Origin of the sequence: Pseudotabrizicola sp. L79, assembly GCF_036553525.1 — a bacterium.
Taxonomy (GTDB): Bacteria; Pseudomonadota; Alphaproteobacteria; order Rhodobacterales; family Rhodobacteraceae; genus Pseudotabrizicola.
On record NZ_JAZHDA010000045.1, the window covers coordinates 336,484 to 352,363 of the forward strand.

Sequence of the window (15,880 nt, forward strand, 5' to 3'; positions counted from 1 at the left end):
TTCAACCTCCGGTCTTTTGAGACAGCGCCCGAAGGCGCCGTGTGTATTCGGCATCATCCCCGCCCGCATCTGACAGCGGCGCGATCACGGCCTCGTCTGGAATGGCATCCAGCGACATGACGCTGCCGCCGTTCTGTGCGACAAAGGCAAGGGCTGCGTCGATCTGGGCAAAGGGCACCACTTCGGGCGCGCCCATCCCGCCCTGGCTGGCAGAGCCCACCACGAAATGCGCCGTTGCCGCATCAACCCAGTTGTCGGCGCCCGGATCATCCCATGTGACGCCCGATGCCCCCATGTCATTGACCCAGACCGCAAGGATCGGATGGCTTTGTTCAGGCAGGCGCATATAGGCGATGGCATCGCTGACCTGGCTGAAGAACAGCGGGGCGCCTGGCAGGCCTTCCAGATGGATCTGCGCCTTGGGGCCTGGATGTTCCAGCAGGTTCATCTGGCAAAAATGCCCCACGGCCTCGGCCGTCAGCGCAACCGGGGCCAGCGATTGCTGGGACTCGGGCTGGCAGGCACACAAGAGAAAAGCCATCAGGATGGTGCGTTTCATGGTGTCACCCTTTGGAACGCGGCCCGCGCGGCCAAAAGGGCGGCAAGGGGCCACAGCAGAATGGACAGCAGCGATTGCCACAGCGGGATCGCCCCGGCGGCCCCCCCGATCCCCGAGGCGGCGCTGGCCGCAGCAGAGGCCGAGAGATTATAGAGGCGGAAGGCATCGGCCGGGTTGGCCAGCAAGGCAACGGGAAACGCCCGGGTGGTGAACCAGCCCCCGTTATCGGCCACGATCACGGCCAGCAGGCCCAGATCATAAAGCACGACAAAGCCCAGCCACAGGCCGATGGCCAGCCCCGCAGCACCAGAGGGGCGGCGCGACAGGCTGGACAGGGCATAGCCCGCGCCGATGAAGGTTGCGCCCAGCAGCACCGATGTCCAGGACAGGCGCCACAGCGCAGGCAGCCCCGCGACAGACCCGGACTCGGCCAAGATCGACACCGCTGCCGCCATGCCGTGCCCCAGCACAACGGCCAGCGCCAAAATGCCCAGATGCGCCAGCAGCTTGCCCAGCAACACCTCTTCGCGCCGGATCGGATAGGTCAGCAACAAGGGCAAGGTGCCCCGCTCGGCCTCTCCGGCGATGGCATCAAAGCTCATCAACAGGGCCAACAGGGGCACCAGATACACCGACAGCGACGTCAACGAGGCCACCGTGACAGAGAGTCGGTCCACCCCAAGCCCGCCGGTGGGGGCCGATCCGGCCAATGTCAGCACCAGCGAAAACCCCACCATCAGAACGACGGAAATCGCCACCCACCGATTGCGCAAGGCGATGCGAAATTCCGTTGCGGCAGTTGTCAGGATACGGATCATTGCATCGCCCTTGTGCTGAAGTGGCTGTAGATGTCTTCCAGGCTGGGGGGCAGAACCTCAAGATCGGCGACCTTGTCGCCAAGATTGGCAATCTGGCCAAACACGGCCAGCTTTTCTGTTTGCGGGCAGGTCAGGTGCAGGGCCGCGCCCACCTGAATGGCCGCGGGCAGCGCCTTGGCAATCTCGGGCGCATAGCCGTTGCGGGCCGTGACATGCAGCATCACCGGCAAATCGGCGCTGCGGCGCAGATCGCCCAAGGTGCCCTCGGCCACCATGCGGCCCTTGGACAGGATCACGATCCGGTCGGTGCGGGCCTCGACCTCGGTCAGGGCATGGCTGGACAGCAGGATGGATGCGCCCTGTTTTGTCAGATCGGCCAGCAGGGCATAGAATTCGCGCCGGGAAACAGGATCAAGGCCCGACGTGGGTTCATCCAGCACCAAAAGGCGTGGCGTTCCGATCAAGGCCTGCGCAAGACCCACGCGTTGCCGCATGCCTTTGGAATAGGTGCCGATGCGCCGCCGCGCCGCATCGCCCAAGCCGACGCGCGCCAAAAGGGGCAGCGCCTGTTTCGCATCCTGGCCCCGCAGACGCAGGTAGTGGCGCAGCTGTTCCTCGCCGGTCAGGGCTGGGTGAAAGGCGACGTTTTCGGGCAGATACGCCACCTGATTGCGTGCCGACGCCGACCCCGGACTGGCCCCGCAGACCAGCACCTGGCCCGATGTGGCAGGGATCAGGCCAAGGATGATCTTCATCATCGTCGATTTGCCCGCACCATTATGCCCCAGCAGCGCCACGCATTCGCCGGGGGCGACGGTCAGGCTGACATCCGTCAGGGCATCAACGCCGGCAAAGTGTTTAGTGAGACGAGAGATCGTCAAGGTCGAGGTCATCGGACAGGCCTTTCGTCCAACGCCCGGCAACACCGACTTCTTCGGCGGCCAAGGCATCGGGCACAGTGATCTTGAGCGGCTGCATCAGGGGGTGACTGTCGGTCACGCCCCCCGGCAGGATCGCGGGGAATGAAGATTGCGACCACCGCACAAGCTGCACGGCGGGCGAGCCAACCAGAAGGGCGGCGGCGGGTTGCGACCACAGGATGTGATCCATCAGATCATTGGGGCGAAAAACGCCATCGGCGACGCCATCGCCGTTCAGGTCAAAGGCGGGATGGTCGGACCAGAAATTGCCCCGGCCCTCGAAACTCCATTCCATATGCCGGGTGCCGACATATTTGACCTGCTCTTGGTTGCCGACAAAGGCATTGCCCGTCAGCACGTTGCGTTCTGACCCTGCGGTAAAGTGAATGCCGATGCCGCAGCCTTCGAACCGGTTGTCGAAGATCAGGTTCTTGTGGGCATTATAGATGAACAGGCATTTCACCGGCCCCCCGCGCACAAGATTGCCCGACACATCGCCACCATTCGCAAAGTTCAGCATGATGCCGTTCGAGCGATCGCCGAGGCTGAGGTTGTCCTGGATCGTCACCCGATCGGAAAACATGATGGCAAAGCCAAGATGGTTGCCGATCGACACATTGCCGATCACCTGCGAGTCATTGGTATACATGTAGTGCACCGCAAAACGCAGATCCCGGAACGTGTTGTTGCGAAACGTGTTCTTGCGCGAGGCATTGGCAAAGATGCCATCCCGGCCAAAGCGCACCTGATTGCCTTCGATCAGCGCGCCGGGGCTGTTCCAGACATAGATGCCGTTGCCCCTGTCGTTCATCTTGGGGTTTTGCGTGCCTTCGATCCGGTTGTCGCGCACCTGCGCGTCACGTCCGCCGTGGATGTCGATGCCATGCAGGTTGCCCCGCAGATCGTTGTCTTGCACCACGGCGCGGTCGGCGCCTTTCAGCACCTTGATGCCTGCATCCAGATCAGGGCTGCTGAGGCCCGAGCCGGTGATCACCAGCCCCTTGATGGTGACATCCGGGGCATCGACCGTCAGCACCGTGCCTGTGCCACCGCCATCGACCACGGCGCCTTGGGTGCTGGCAATGGTCAGGCTGCGGTCGATGACCACGGGGCCGTCATGCCTGCCTGACAACAGGGTCAGCACATCGCCGGGATTTGCCCCGGCGATGGCCGATTGCAAGGCGCCCGGCCCGGGTGCCACTGTGATTTCGGCGGCCCAAGCGGGCACCGAAAGCAGCAGGCAAAGAACAAGGGCCGGACGCAGGATCATGGCTATGCGCCTTTCGGTTCAACAAACATCCGGCCGCGCATCTCCATATGCAGGGCATGGCAGAACCACTGGCAGTAATACCAGTAAACCCCTGGCTGAGCCGCCTTGAACGTGACCGAACTGGTCGCCTGCGGGCCGATCTCCATCGCGACGCCGTGGTTGCCCATGGTAAAGCCATGGGTCAGGTCGTCGATGTCATCCAGATTGGTGACAATCACCGTGACTTCATCGCCTTCGGTCACCGTAAAGGTTTCGATGGCGAATTGCGGGGCCTGACTGGACATATAGACCCGCACCTTGTTGCCATCGCGGATCACCGTGTCCTGGTAGTCGTCCAGATTGACGCCATCAGCTTCGGCCTGTTTGCGGGTTTCGGCCCACATCGGGTCTTGCCGGTTCCAGACCGACAGCGGGTTCACCTTCGAGGCATGGACAAGGATGCTGTCGTGGGGTTCGGCAAAGGTTGGGCCATCATGCACCAGCGTCAGCTTGTCGCCTTCGATCAGGAACACCTGCTCGTTTTCAGGCTTCAACGGCCCCACGTTCAGGAAGCGGTCCTTCGAGAACTTGTTCATCGTGATGTAATATTTGGCCGACGCATCCAGCGTTTCGCCTTCGGCGGTCGAGTTGTGGCCGGGCTGGTAATGCACATCCGTCTTCGAGATGATCGGATCTACCGCCTCGCCCGCAAAGGCCCTTACCGCCTTTTCGATATCCCAGACCACAACCTGGCTGTCGAGGAACAGCGTGGTATAGGCGCGGCCGGTGCCGTCAAAGCAGGTGTGCAACGGGCCAAGGCCCAGTTCCGGCTCGGCCACGACGACGCTGCGCGGGTCGGCCCCGTTGTAGAACACATCATCCAGCTTGCGCACGTCGATCACAGACACCGTGGGCGACAGCTTGCCCCCGATGCACAGGTGGATCTTGTCGGGCGCCATGTTGCAACCATGCGGGTTGTTCGGGATCGGGATATAGCGGGTGTAGTTCTTGTTGGCCCCTTTGCGCCCGTCGATCACCTTGACGCCATTCAGTTCGATGAAGTCACCCTCGGCAAGGCCCTTTTCGATCTCGGCGATGTTATAGACCACCACATGGTCCATGTCTGCGGCCGTCATATCGGCCAGCGTCATCCCCATTTCCGAGTTGTAAGAGGTGGAGAAGGCGTATTTGCCGTCATAATCGGCATCGGTATTGTCCAGGTTGCCCGAGACCATCACCTGCCAGGCCACCGTCATGTCATCGGCATTCAGGGCGGTGTAGAAGTTTACATATTCCTCGGGCTTGTCGAGGATCTTGCCATCATTGACCATCGGCACCTCATCTTCGCCATTGGCAAAGACATAGTTGGTGCGCGGCCATCTTTGCGGGCGCAGACCATGAATGCCCTTGGCATTCGGGATCTCGATGATCTTGTCGCATTTCATCACGTCACACCGCACGCGGGCGACGCGGGTGTTGGCCTTGTCGTTCATGAACAGATAGCGACCGTCATATTTGCCTTCGGTGAAAGACATATGGACGTGGTGCAAATCGCCGTTGCGCGGGAATTCCAGCCCATTGGCGGCCAGAAAGTTCTTGGTCTTTTCGGTTAGACCCTCGGTCAGGATCTTTTTGGATTCGTTGGTGATGCCCCAACCCGTGGCCGAACAGGTGTTGAAGACGGGCACCCGCATCAACTCTCGCATCGACGGGATGCCCAGAATGCGCATCTCGCCAGTCTGGCCAGAGGACCAGAAGCCGTAATATTCGTCCAGTTGGCCGGGTGCCACCTCGATCGAGGCGCGGGCGGCCGTGGTGCCGGCCAAAGTGGCGGCGCCGACGACACCGCCGGTCAGTGCGGCGCGGCCGCCAAGTGCCCCGGCAAGCGCGGCGCCGGTGGCCGTGGCGCCAAGCAGCCCGCGGCGGGTCATCCCCGTTTTCTGTCCATCAGACATGATGTGTCCTTTCATTCAGCAGGTTGGGGTTTCAAGTGATTTGGGTGACCGGTCAGGTCGCGCGGCACGGCATCGCCGACCGCCTCGCGCCGTTTCATCTTTTTGATGACGACCGGGCAGATGGTTTTGGACTGATACAACACCTGGCAATGCAGGCAGTTGACACATTCGTTCGGGTTGATCTCACCCGTCGGGTGGATCGCCTGAACGGGGCATTGGTTGGCACAAGACTGGCAGGGGTTGCCGCACTCTTTATAGCGCTTGAGCCAGTCGAACATGCGCATCCGGGCCGGAATGGCCAGCGCAGCCCCCAGCGGGCACAGGTAGCGGCAATAAAACCGCTCGACAAACAGCCCCGCCATCAACAGCGCCACGGCATAGGCCACAAAAGGCCAAGCGCGGACAAATTTCAGAATGATCGCTGTCTTGAACGGTTCGACTTCGGCCAGATGCTCGGCTTGCTCGATGCTCATCAAACTGACACCGAAAAGGCCAAGGAAGATCATGTATTTGATCGGCCACAGGCGTTCGTGCAGGCCCCAGGGCAGGGTCCATTGCGGAACGTGCAGCGCACGCGCAATGCGGTTGGTGATCTCTTGCAAGGCGCCAAAGGGGCACAGCCAGCCGCAATAGGCCCCCCGCCCCCAGAACAGCAGCGCCGCGGCAACGGCAAACCAAAGCAAGAAGGTCAGCGGGTCAAGCAGAAAGGCCTGCCAGGAAAAGCCGTTCACCAAGGCCCCAAACAGCGCCATCAGGTTCACGACCGACAATTGCGCATTGGCATACCAGCCAAGGAACACCAGCACAAAGGTCAGAAAGCCCATGCGGAACCAGAAGAAGGCACGCGCATTTCTGGTGGCGAGTGACTGGAAGAAAAAGACAAGGGTCAACAGCATCAGCAACCCGCCCGTGATCACGATCTGGGGTGTCTTTTCTGTCCAGATGCGTTTCCACAGCATCTGCTGCGCGGCGTTTTCTTCGGGGATCGCGATATCGGTTGCGGCAACGGGCGGGGGCGCGATGGACCGCAGATATTGCGGCGGCAATTGATAGCCCAGGTCAAAGGTGGTGAAGACCTTTTCAATCGCCCCGACTTCACGCTGAACCAAAAGCTGAATACGGAACGGCTTGGTCGGGTCAAATCCGGTATCGGCGGGTATCTTGAACAGATCGGCCTCGGTGAATTGCGGGGCATCTTCGGGGGCAAGGCCGGAAATCCGTTTGTGCATCCGATCACGAAAGCGCACCGAGATATCGTCTTGAATCAGCACGATCCGGTCAAAAATCCCCCCGCGCACATAGCCCGAACCCTTGAAGCTGTAGAGGCCGCGCCCCACCACCGCGATGGCATGATCGCCCGGTTCCAGCCAGGTTTTCACATTTGCGGCCTCGGCGTCGCCCAGAATGGCCGCAGCGATTGCAGGGTGCGAAACCAGCGCCGCCTGCATTTCGATAAAGGTGGTTTCCGGGGCTTCGGTCAGGGCGCGTGCGGCGGCACGAGGATCGTTCATCGCGGCAAAGGCGGCGTTGATCTGCCCAACATCCAGCGACAGGCGCCGCAGCGTGCCATCGCCCTCCATCGTCATCCAGTCGGCAGGGGCCGTTGCATCAGGGTTCAGTTCGAATTGCGGGGCCTGATTCTCAGACGTGGCGGCCAGCCCCCCAAGGCCAAGCGCGCGGGCCACCTTCAGCCCGGCCCTGACGATGGAATCGTCGATCACCATGACGGTGACGGTGGCACCCGAGATGATATCAAGCTCATGTGCTGTGCCGCCAGATTGCGCCTCGGCCACCAGATCAAGGCCAACATAGCCCGCAACGGTTGCCTTCATCTTGGCATCGGGAATGCCAATCAGAACAATCGGCTCCGAATGTTTGACCAGCGCCGCGCCGACAACATGCGCATCGGCATCGATGGCCACCAAGGTGTGGATCGGCTTGCCCGAATAGCCCGTGGTCGACACAAAATCAGAGGTGTTGAACACCCAAGCGACGGTTTCACCCGCCTTCAGCACGGGGGCGACGTTCGGGTCGGTTTGCGGGGGGCCATAGGCATCTGCACCCGCGACCAGTTGCCCCGCAGGGACTTCGGCCAGAAACTTGGGCAGCAGGGACTCGGCCATGGCGGGAGCCGCGGTGGCGAGTGCACAGACAAAGGCAAGTATGCGGATCAGCATCTTCAAAGGGCGTCCTTGATTGGCTGCCCTGCGGCTTGATGGGCCAGGCTGATTTTGGGTTGATAAATATCAACATTGATCAGCGTGGCCACGGCATCAAACCGGTCACTCGCGCGGCGTGTTCCGAGACTGGAACACACTTTCGCGGCAGGTGGGGCGCGTGGATTGGCAAAGACATGGGCCCGCGCCAAGACCCTGACCCCTGGGCCAACGCAAAGCGAGGCTGGCACAAGAGGGGCAAAGGGCAACAACTGGGCGCGGTCCGGCATGGCACCGGGGATGTCACTTGCAAGGCATTTTGGGCACTTAAGGCAGTCTTGAACCGGATTTCCGGGGTTTCCCTGCTCATCCAGCCAAACAGTCGTGGGCCCATCAGCGCCGCAAATCACCATCTGCATGACGGCCGGGTTGCCCATGGATGCCATGGCGCCCCCCTGCCCTGACAGGGCAAGCGCAAGGGCCATCAACAGGCCAGCAAGATGAGTGAGGATCGGTCGCATGGCCCGTGCCTATCGCAGCGGGGCGGGGTCGCTCCTTGATCAAGATCAATTCAAGATTTTGCATTTGTAGGTCATGCATCAGCAGTGCAGCGGTTCATCCAACTATTTCAGATCATTACCAGCGCACCCCGGCACCTTGGGCCACTTGTTTTATTTGCCACCTTGCCATCACTGACGACGGAATTTGCCAATACGATTGACATATATCACCCCAAGCCCCAAACATTCTCCATTCAGTTCCAGGGAATTTTCATGCGTCCAGAAGATCTTGCCGAAGTGCGTTCGCTGTCTTTGTTCCGCAATATGCTGCAAGGCAATTTTCAAGCCCTGATGGAAGGGGCCTATGCCCAGAAGTTCCCGGCCGGGCTGGAATTGATTCGTGAGGGCGATCAGGCGGATTTCTTCCATGTGGTTGTCGAAGGCAAAGTCGAGCAATATGCCCATTGGCAGGGCCGCAGCACGACGATGTCGGTGATCGAACCGGTGGGCACATTCATTCTGGCCGCCTGCATTCGCGACCTTCCCTATCTGATGTCAGCGCGCACCCTTGAACCGTCGCGCCTGTTGCTGATCCCGGCCTCTGATCTGCGATCGGTGTTCCGCCGCGATCCTGAATTCGCAATCTCGGTGGTTGAAGAACTGGCGGGGGCTTTTCGTGCGATGGCGCGACACGCCAAGAACCTGAAACTGCGCAACTCACGCGAAAGGATTGTCTGCTATCTCTTGACCCAGTCCCGTCTGGCCGGCGGCGCCGACCACTTTCCGCTGCCCATCGAAAAGCGGCTTGTCGCCTCGTATCTGGGGATGACACCCGAGAACCTGTCACGCGCCCTGAAAAGCCTGGAGGGTGATGGTGTGCAGATCAAAGGCAACATGGTGTCCATTACAGATCGCCGGGCGCTTATGGCGACCTCGCCGCCTGATATGTTGATTGACGGGCCAGATCCTGACAGATTCACACGCGCACCCGCAGGCTTGCGGGCACCGTTACACACGCCCCCAAAGGCTGAGTGATCCAAGGCGCTTGACCACCATCCCGGACGGCGCGGTTTTGTGCGCAGGGATAAAGCGGTGCGGAATGATCGTCGTAAGACACGGACGCACAGCATTGCGCGGCGACCCCCCCGTTTCGCGGCCCGTTACAGAAAGCTGGGCTGGAAAATGCAATCGGCCAAGGTGCTTTGATTCAGATCGGCAATAAACGATGCCTCGGCGCGCGACAGACGGGCCTTCAACCTGCACTGCGGGGTCAGCGTACACATATTGCCGGGCGTAAAGCACTCGACCAGGGCCTGATCTGCCTCGAGCAAGGCCACGACATCGCCAAGGCGGATATCCTTGGGCGACCGGGCCAGAACAGCCCCACCCCCGCCCCCCCGCCGCGTTTGCAGCAGGCCTGCGGTGGCCAGGGCCGAGATCACTTTGGCCAGATGGTTGCGTGAGACCTGAAATTCATCCGCCAGTTCCGCAGTTGTAAAGGCGCGGTCCGGATCGCCCGCCATCCGCATCAAGACACGCAATCCGTAGTCGGTAAAAGAAGTGAGGCGCAAGGTCGCGGTCCTGATTTGGCATTTACAATGCGCATTAAGAGGGCATAATACGCAAATGAAACGCTAATTCGTTTGCGCCAGACGAACAACCGCAAAAGGAAATGCATGATGCCTTCTGATCGCATCGACCTGCCCAAAGAAACGGGGGCCCTGATCGACCACATCCTGCTGCGGTTTCATCAGCAGCATCGCACCGATCTGGCCCATCTGATCGCGCTGGCCGAAAAGGTTGAGCATGTGCATGACGCCGATCCCGACGCCCCCAAGGGGCTTGCATCGGCCCTGACCCGGCTGGCCCATGAGATGGAGGCCCATATGACCAAAGAAGAGCGCGTTCTGTTCCCGGCCTTGCGGCAGGGCGGTGGCGCAGGGGTCGAAAACCCGATTGCGGTCATGCGTGCGGACCATGACGATCATGTCACGGGCATCGCAAATATTCGCCAGATCACAAACGACCTGACACCCCCTGACCACGCCTGCGGTTCGTGGCGGGCGCTTTACGGCGGCACCGCAGAGCTTTTGCACGATCTTGAAACGCATATTGCCATCGAAAACGATGTGCTTTTCCCAAGGTTTGAGCGGCAGGCATGAGCGGGTCGGGAACATATGCCTCGCCCCCCTGCATGGCAGCAGAGGTCGATCCCACCTATTTCGACCCGTTGGCCACAGATCCGCAGCAGGCAGCGGATGTCGCGCGATGGCGACGGGCAGAGCGCAAAAGGCTTTTCGATCTGCGCAACAATCTGGGCCAAATGGGGCGCACCGACAAAGCCCAGGCAATTTCGCGCCATTTGCCAAATGCGCTGACTCGGTATGGATTGCGCGTGGGCACGATCCTGTCTGGCTATTGGCCGATCAAAGGCGAACCCGACCTGCGCCCGATCTTGTCAAGGCTGCACGACCAAGGGGTGATCATTGCTTTGCCCGTCGTCGAAACGCGCGCTGCCCCGCTGATCTTTCGCCGCTGGACGCCGCAGACGCGCATGGTGCGAGGAGACTGGAACATTCCTGTCCCCCCGCCCGAGGCAGAACGCCTGATACCCGACATCGCCCTGGCCCCCTGCCTTGGGTGGGACGAGGGCTGTTTCCGGTTGGGCTGGGGCGGTGGATATTTTGACCGCACCTTGGCCGCCCTGTCGCCCTCGCCCGTCACCATTGGCATTGCCCTGACAGCCGCGCGCCTTGGCACGATCTTCCCCCAACCTCATGACATTGCCCTGTCGGCAATCGTCACCGAAGACGGGCTTGTCGCACAAAGAAGGGGCAAAGCATGAGTTTTGCCGCCACCCCGGTTTCTGCCCCCAAAATCGGCGGCAAGCTTGCCAGCCGATTGGCCTGCGTGATTGTTCAGCCGATCCTTACACGTCTTGTGCACAAGATTGCCCACCAACATCCCTCACTTTTTGCGCGTCTTGGCGGCCATCAGGCGACGGATTACCTGATTGATCCTGTTGACCTGCCCTTTGCATTGCACCTGCGGCCTGACCCCACGGCGCTGATCCTGCGGGCCGTGCCACGCGATACACCGCCGCAGGCCAATGCCGTGATCCGGGGCCGCTTTATGCTTTTGCTAGAGCTGGTGGATTCCGAGACAGATGGCGACGCTGCCTTTTTCTCGCGCGCGTTGGACATCAGCGGCGACACCGAAGCCGTGGTGCGGCTGCGCAATGCGCTGGATGATATGGATGGGTCGGTTGTCGAAGAAACCGCCAACATGTTCGGCCCCGCCGGGCGCGCGATCTTGGCCCGGCTGCGCCGATCTTATGCGCAGGGCGCGAAAGGATTTGGTGCGCGATGACCTTGGCCGAACTGATCTGCCCCGCAGGCACCCCCGCAGCCCTGCGCACCGCTGTCGAGGCGGGGGCCGATGCGGTGTATTGTGGCTTTCAGAATGCCACCAACGCCCGCAACTTCCCCGGCTTGAATTTCACGCCTGATGAACTGGCCGAGGCCGTGGCCCATGCCCATCGCCATGGCACCAAGGTCTTGCTGGCACTGAACACCTATCCGCCCGCCGGAAAGTTCGATCTGTGGCGTGACGCCGCCGATCTGGGGGCGCGGCTGGGGGTTGATGCCATGATTGTGGCCGATATGGGGGTCGCAGATTACATCGCCCGCCATCATCCGCAGATGCGCTTGCACCTGTCGGTGCAGGCGGCCGCATCCTCGCCCGAGGCGATCCGGTATTACTGCGAACACTTTGGGGTCAAGCGCGTTGTCCTGCCGCGTATTCTGACAATTCCAGAAATCCGTCAGATCCGCACCGAAATTCCGTGCGAGATTGAGACGTTCATATTTGGCAACCACGGCCTGATGGTCGAAGGGCGGTGCAGCCTGACGAATTATCTGACCGGGCAATCGACCAATATGGATGGCGTCTGCTCTCCGGCCTCGGATGTTGAATATATCCGCTCGGCCGATGGGTCGATGGCGTCGCGGCTGGCGGGTTTTACCATCGACACCTTTGGCCCGCAGGAAATGGCGGGCTATCCCACGATCTGCAAGGGCCGCTATATCGCGCCATCACAGCCCGATGGCTATTACGCCTTTGAAGAACCTGTCAGCCTGAACCTGTCGCGCCTGTTGCCCGAGTTGATTGATGCGGGGGTGCATGCGTTCAAGATCGAGGGGCGGCAACGATCAAAAAGCTATGTGCGCAATGTGGTGCGCGCCTTTCGGCAGGCGGTGGATGACATCCGCGCCGGCAGACACGCCAATATGGCGGATCTGATCGCCCTGACCGAGGGCCAAAAGCAGACGCAAGGCGCCTTCGAGACCAAGAAATGGCGGTGAACGGATGACAAAACTCACGCTGGGGCCCGTCGCCTATCATTGGTCAGCAGACATGCGGCGCGACTTTTATGCCCGGATCGCCGATGAGGCCCCGATTGATGACGTTTATCTTGGCGAGGTGATCTGTTCGAAACGCGCGCCCTTTCAGGATCATGACTTGCCCGCCACGATCGAGCGGCTGCAACGCGCCGGAAAGACTGTGGTCATCTCAACCTTGGCCGAGGTGATGCTAAAGCGCGAACGCACCGCGACATCCGATCTGGCCCAGATGGACAGTGCCGAAATAGAGGTGAACAACGCCGCCGGGCTTTATGCCCGTGGTCAGCGCCCACACCGGGTTGGGCCCTTTATGAATGCCTATAACGAGGCCACCATCGCCTGGATGGCAGGGCAAGGGGCGACCCATATCTGCTTGCCACCCGAACTTCCGGCCCCATCGATTGCAATTGCGGCCCAAACGGCGCAGGCGCTGGGTCTGGGGGTAGAGGTGCAGGTGTTTGGGCGCGTCTCGCTGGCGGTGTCAGCCCGCTGCTATCACGCCCGCGCCCATGGGCGCAGCAAGGACAACTGCCAGTTCGTTTGTGAAAACGACCCCGACGGGATGCCCCTGCGCACACGCGATGATGCGCCGATTTTGCGCGTGAACGGCATTCAGACCCAATCCGAAAGCTATCTGAGCCTTTTGCCCGAAACCACCCCGCTGGCAGCCGATGGCGTTTCGCACCTGCGGTTGATGCCGCAAATGGTGGATATGGTGGCTGTCGCCGGTCTGTTCCGGGCGGTTCTTGATCAGCATCTGCCGCTGACCGAGGCTGAGCACCGACTGAAAACCCTGTGCCCGGACACCGGTTTCAGCAATGGCTTTTACCATGGGCAGGCCGGCTATCGCCGGATCGCCAATGCCCTGACCGCTTGATGGCATCAGAAAGAGGCTTCCCATGCCCGCAACGACAGCCCAACAAATGCGCGCCTGGACAGGCCCGGCCCTGCTGACCTATGGGTTCCGCCCGTTCTTTTTCGGGGCCGCGGTCTGGGCCGCGTTGGCAATGGGCCTGTGGGTTCTGATGCTAAGCGGGAGAGTGACGATACCCACCGCGTTTGACCCGGTCAGTTGGCACGCGCATGAGTTTCTCTTTGGCTATCTTGGGGCCGTCATCGCCGGCTTTTTGCTGACGGCTGTGCCCAACTGGACAGGCCGTCTGCCGATTGTGGGCTGGCCATTGGGGGCCTTGGCGGGGCTGTGGCTGCTGGGGCGGATTGCCGTTCTGGCGTCATCCCACCTTTCGCCCGGTGTTGTGGGGGCGATTGATCTGGGGTTTCCGGTGGTCTTTGCGCTGGCCATCGGGCGCGAGATCGTGGCGGGCCGGAACTGGCGCAACCTGATTGTTCTGGGCATGCTGGCTGTCTTTGCCTTTGGGAATGCCGTGTTTCACTGGCAGGCGGCACAGGGGGGCTTTGCCGCGCGGGGTGTTGGGCTTCGGATCGGGCTTGGGGCCGTCATCCTGATGATTGCGGTGATCGGTGGGCGGATCGTGCCATCCTTTACCCGCAACTGGCTGGTGAAGCGCGCGAAAGGCCGCCTGCCGGTGCCACCGATGCAGTCCTTTGACAAGCTTGCGTTGGTGGCCCTGGTCGCAGCCCTTGGCCTGTGGATTGCGGCCCCCGATCATCAGGCAACGGGCATCGCCCTGCTGCTTGCCGGGGTGTTGCATCTTCTGCGCCTTTTGCGTTGGGCGGGGCACCGCACCGCGGCCGAGCCACTGCTTGCCGTCTTGCATCTGGGATATCTCTGCCTGCCTTTGGGCGCGCTGACCCTTGGGGGCGAAATTCTGGCACCGGGCATCTTGGGCATGGCGGCGGCACAGCATTTATGGATGGCCGGGGCAACGGGGCTGATGACATTGGCCGTGATGACCCGCGCCACATTGGGCCACACAGGGCAAATGCTGACAGCCAGCCGCGGAACGGTTGCCATCTATCTGGCCCTGATCCTGTCTGTGCTGGCCCGGCTTGCCGCTGGTGTCTGGCCAGCTTTTTCGGGGCCGCTGCACAGCCTAGCAGGCGTTTTCTGGATCGCGGCCTTCGCAGGCTTTGCCATTGGCTACGGCGCAGTTTTGCTGCGCCAGCCTGCCGCCAAACATCTGTAACGCCACTGCCGGTTTGCAAAGAGGGAGAGGGCAAATGACACAGACCAAGGAACGACCCATAGGGCGCTGGGTGGTCGCGGGCATTGCGCTGGTCTTTGGCGGGCTAACGATCCTATCGGGCGGCACGATGCTGTTTGGCGGGCCTGATGCCCAGGCGGTCGCCGGAGATGCGGTGCCCTTCGTGCTGTGGTTCAACTTCCTGTCGGGTTTTATTTATGTTCTCACCGGAGCCGCAATCTTGTTGCGCAAGGTTTGGGCGGCCACTCTGGCGCTGGCTTTGGCTATGGCGATCGTCGCGGTCTTTGCCATGTTTGGCCTGCATATCATGGGGGGCGGCGCCTATGAATTGCGCACCGTTGGCGCCATGACCCTGCGCGCGCTGGTCTGGATCGGAATTGCGGCCTTTTTGCTTTGGCCCCGCAGCCGGGCCTAGCCTGACTGCGGGTCTTTCGGCCGCATGATCTGGCTGACAAAAGTCAAGGAACTGCACGGGCTGCGCCATATTATCTTGCCAAGAAAGTTCAACCGCCGGACCCCCGGCCCAAGAAAGGAACCGTCATGACGTTTCGCCTGATCCTCGCCATCGCCCTTTTGTCGTCACCCGCCTTTGCGGGGGATGCCGCAAAAGGAGAGGCTGACTTCAAGAAATGCAAAGCCTGTCACGGCATTACAGCCGCCGATGGCAGCGACATCGTGAAAGGTGGCAAGACCGGGCCAAACCTTTTCGGGTTGATTGGCCGCCAGATCGGCAGCTATCCCGACTTCAAATACGGCGACTCGATCGTGGCAGCCGGTGCCGATGGGTCTGTCTGGGATGAAGCCAGTCTGGCCGCCTATCTGGTCGATCCGACGGCTTGGCTGAAAGACAAGACGGGCGATGCAGGTGCCAAATCAAAGATGACCTTCAAATTGACAAAGGGCAGCGAGGATATGGCGGCCTATCTGGCAACGCTGAACTGACCGCAAGGCAAGGGCCTTTTCGGCCCTTGCCCCTTTCAGGCCTCGGCCTGCTTTAGCAGGCCGCGCAGCCACCGCGCCGCCGCCCATGTCGCGGGCAGCCCCAACGGCAACGACAGCCAGACGGCGGTTGTCGGCGGCAGCACCGTCAGGCCGATGGCCTGCCACAACAAGCCAAGCATGAACAGGTTGATCGCCACCGCCGAGGTGGCAAAGGGCCAAACCAACAACCCCAGCTTCCAAAGACTGTGGCCC

The 15,880-nt window shown here is 61.2% G+C and carries 17 protein-coding genes; 9 read left to right on the top strand and 8 right to left on the bottom strand.

The features are described 5' to 3' along the window. Position 1 precedes the first annotated feature (1 nt). From V3C85_RS07500 to V3C85_RS07525, 6 genes are read right to left on the bottom strand one after another with little or no spacing between them, the layout of a single operon-like run. Positions 2-559 carry a nitrous oxide reductase accessory protein NosL gene (locus tag V3C85_RS07500; protein WP_331794466.1) on the bottom strand — a complete coding sequence of 186 codons (558 nt, stop codon included), beginning with the start codon at positions 557-559 and terminating at the stop codon, positions 2-4. Beyond that, positions 556-1,377 (bottom strand): ABC transporter permease, encoded by an 822-nt coding sequence (locus V3C85_RS07505; protein WP_331794467.1) that lies wholly within the window; start codon positions 1,375-1,377, stop codon positions 556-558. Before V3C85_RS07505 ends, V3C85_RS07500 begins: the two co-directional genes overlap by 4 nt. Further along, complete coding sequence (locus V3C85_RS07510) at positions 1,374-2,270, bottom strand: ABC transporter ATP-binding protein (protein WP_331794468.1); 897 nt, start codon at positions 2,268-2,270, stop codon at positions 1,374-1,376. Before V3C85_RS07510 ends, V3C85_RS07505 begins: the two co-directional genes overlap by 4 nt. Next, positions 2,236-3,567 (bottom strand): nitrous oxide reductase family maturation protein NosD, encoded by a 1,332-nt coding sequence (locus V3C85_RS07515; RefSeq protein WP_331794469.1) that lies wholly within the window; start codon positions 3,565-3,567, stop codon positions 2,236-2,238. The genes V3C85_RS07510 and V3C85_RS07515 overlap by 35 nt, the downstream gene beginning before the upstream one ends. A gap of 2 nt (positions 3,568-3,569) precedes the next feature. Further along, positions 3,570-5,501 carry a TAT-dependent nitrous-oxide reductase gene (gene nosZ / locus V3C85_RS07520; protein ID WP_331794470.1) on the bottom strand — a complete coding sequence of 644 codons (1,932 nt, stop codon included), beginning with the start codon at positions 5,499-5,501 and terminating at the stop codon, positions 3,570-3,572. An 11-nt stretch (positions 5,502-5,512) separates the two neighbouring features. Beyond that, a complete protein-coding gene (locus V3C85_RS07525; protein ID WP_331794471.1) occupies positions 5,513-7,678 on the bottom strand; it encodes a 4Fe-4S binding protein in 2,166 nt (721 codons plus the stop codon). 752 nt (positions 7,679-8,430) lie between these two features. On the opposite strand from V3C85_RS07525, the gene V3C85_RS07530 reads away from it, so the two are divergent. Further along, on the top strand, positions 8,431-9,192 hold the full coding sequence (locus V3C85_RS07530) for a cyclic nucleotide-binding domain-containing protein (RefSeq protein WP_331794472.1): 762 nt from the start codon (positions 8,431-8,433) through the stop codon (positions 9,190-9,192). A gap of 125 nt (positions 9,193-9,317) precedes the next feature. On the opposite strand, the gene V3C85_RS07535 is transcribed toward V3C85_RS07530, so the two are convergent. Beyond that, positions 9,318-9,728 (bottom strand): RrF2 family transcriptional regulator, encoded by a 411-nt coding sequence (locus V3C85_RS07535; RefSeq protein ID WP_331794473.1) that lies wholly within the window; start codon positions 9,726-9,728, stop codon positions 9,318-9,320. Positions 9,729-9,836: 108 nt separating this feature from the next. Between V3C85_RS07535 and V3C85_RS07540 the strand changes: the two genes are divergently transcribed. The 8 genes from V3C85_RS07540 (at position 9,837) to V3C85_RS07575 (ending at position 15,628) form a co-directional block, all read left to right on the top strand. After that, positions 9,837-10,319, top strand: a complete 483-nt coding sequence (locus V3C85_RS07540) for a hemerythrin domain-containing protein (RefSeq protein ID WP_331794474.1) — start codon at positions 9,837-9,839, stop codon at positions 10,317-10,319. 32 nt (positions 10,320-10,351) lie between these two features. Further along, a complete protein-coding gene (locus tag V3C85_RS07545; protein ID WP_331794475.1) occupies positions 10,352-11,002 on the top strand; it encodes a 5-formyltetrahydrofolate cyclo-ligase in 651 nt (216 codons plus the stop codon). Next, entirely contained in the window at positions 10,999-11,526 is a 528-nt protein-coding gene (ubiT, locus tag V3C85_RS07550; protein WP_331794476.1) for a ubiquinone anaerobic biosynthesis accessory factor UbiT, read from the top strand. The genes V3C85_RS07545 and ubiT overlap by 4 nt, the downstream gene beginning before the upstream one ends. Continuing rightward, a complete protein-coding gene (gene ubiU, locus V3C85_RS07555; RefSeq protein WP_331794477.1) occupies positions 11,523-12,521 on the top strand; it encodes a ubiquinone anaerobic biosynthesis protein UbiU in 999 nt (332 codons plus the stop codon). Before ubiT ends, ubiU begins: the two co-directional genes overlap by 4 nt. Positions 12,522-12,525: 4 nt before the next feature. Further along, a complete protein-coding gene (gene ubiV, locus V3C85_RS07560) occupies positions 12,526-13,437 on the top strand; it encodes a ubiquinone anaerobic biosynthesis protein UbiV (RefSeq protein ID WP_331794478.1) in 912 nt (303 codons plus the stop codon). Positions 13,438-13,459: 22 nt separating this feature from the next. Then, a complete protein-coding gene (locus V3C85_RS07565; protein ID WP_331794479.1) occupies positions 13,460-14,668 on the top strand; it encodes an NnrS family protein in 1,209 nt (402 codons plus the stop codon). Positions 14,669-14,702: 34 nt separating this feature from the next. Beyond that, on the top strand, positions 14,703-15,101 hold the full coding sequence (locus tag V3C85_RS07570; protein ID WP_331794480.1) for a hypothetical protein: 399 nt from the start codon (positions 14,703-14,705) through the stop codon (positions 15,099-15,101). A gap of 125 nt (positions 15,102-15,226) precedes the next feature. Further along, the gene (locus V3C85_RS07575) at positions 15,227-15,628 is read left to right on the top strand and encodes a c-type cytochrome (RefSeq protein WP_331794481.1); all 402 of its coding nucleotides are present in this window, start codon (positions 15,227-15,229) and stop codon (positions 15,626-15,628) included. Positions 15,629-15,663: 35 nt separating this feature from the next. Here the strand turns inward: V3C85_RS07575 and V3C85_RS07580 are convergent, their stop codons facing one another. Then, the gene (locus tag V3C85_RS07580) at positions 15,664-15,855 is read right to left on the bottom strand and encodes a hypothetical protein (protein WP_331794482.1); all 192 of its coding nucleotides are present in this window, start codon (positions 15,853-15,855) and stop codon (positions 15,664-15,666) included. Positions 15,856-15,880: the final 25 nt, after the last annotated feature.

Excerpts from the sequence above, each read along its gene's own strand:
- V3C85_RS07500 (WP_331794466.1), bottom strand. The coding sequence starts at position 559 with ATGAAACGCACCATCCTGATGGCTTTTCTCTTGTGTGCCTGCCAGCCC.
- V3C85_RS07505 (WP_331794467.1), bottom strand. The coding sequence starts at position 1,377 with ATGATCCGTATCCTGACAACTGCCGCAACGGAATTTCGCATCGCCTTG.
- V3C85_RS07510 (WP_331794468.1), bottom strand. The coding sequence starts at position 2,270 with ATGACCTCGACCTTGACGATCTCTCGTCTCACTAAACACTTTGCCGGC.
- V3C85_RS07515 (WP_331794469.1), bottom strand. The coding sequence starts at position 3,567 with ATGATCCTGCGTCCGGCCCTTGTTCTTTGCCTGCTGCTTTCGGTGCCC.
- nosZ (WP_331794470.1), bottom strand. The coding sequence starts at position 5,501 with ATGTCTGATGGACAGAAAACGGGGATGACCCGCCGCGGGCTGCTTGGC.
- V3C85_RS07525 (WP_331794471.1), bottom strand. The coding sequence starts at position 7,678 with ATGCTGATCCGCATACTTGCCTTTGTCTGTGCACTCGCCACCGCGGCT.
- V3C85_RS07530 (WP_331794472.1), top strand. The coding sequence starts at position 8,431 with ATGCGTCCAGAAGATCTTGCCGAAGTGCGTTCGCTGTCTTTGTTCCGC.
- V3C85_RS07540 (WP_331794474.1), top strand. The coding sequence starts at position 9,837 with ATGCCTTCTGATCGCATCGACCTGCCCAAAGAAACGGGGGCCCTGATC.
- V3C85_RS07545 (WP_331794475.1), top strand. The coding sequence starts at position 10,352 with ATGGCAGCAGAGGTCGATCCCACCTATTTCGACCCGTTGGCCACAGAT.
- ubiT (WP_331794476.1), top strand. The coding sequence starts at position 10,999 with ATGAGTTTTGCCGCCACCCCGGTTTCTGCCCCCAAAATCGGCGGCAAG.
- ubiU (WP_331794477.1), top strand. The coding sequence starts at position 11,523 with ATGACCTTGGCCGAACTGATCTGCCCCGCAGGCACCCCCGCAGCCCTG.
- ubiV (WP_331794478.1), top strand. The coding sequence starts at position 12,526 with ATGACAAAACTCACGCTGGGGCCCGTCGCCTATCATTGGTCAGCAGAC.
- V3C85_RS07565 (WP_331794479.1), top strand. The coding sequence starts at position 13,460 with ATGCCCGCAACGACAGCCCAACAAATGCGCGCCTGGACAGGCCCGGCC.
- V3C85_RS07570 (WP_331794480.1), top strand. The coding sequence starts at position 14,703 with ATGACACAGACCAAGGAACGACCCATAGGGCGCTGGGTGGTCGCGGGC.
- V3C85_RS07575 (WP_331794481.1), top strand. The coding sequence starts at position 15,227 with ATGACGTTTCGCCTGATCCTCGCCATCGCCCTTTTGTCGTCACCCGCC.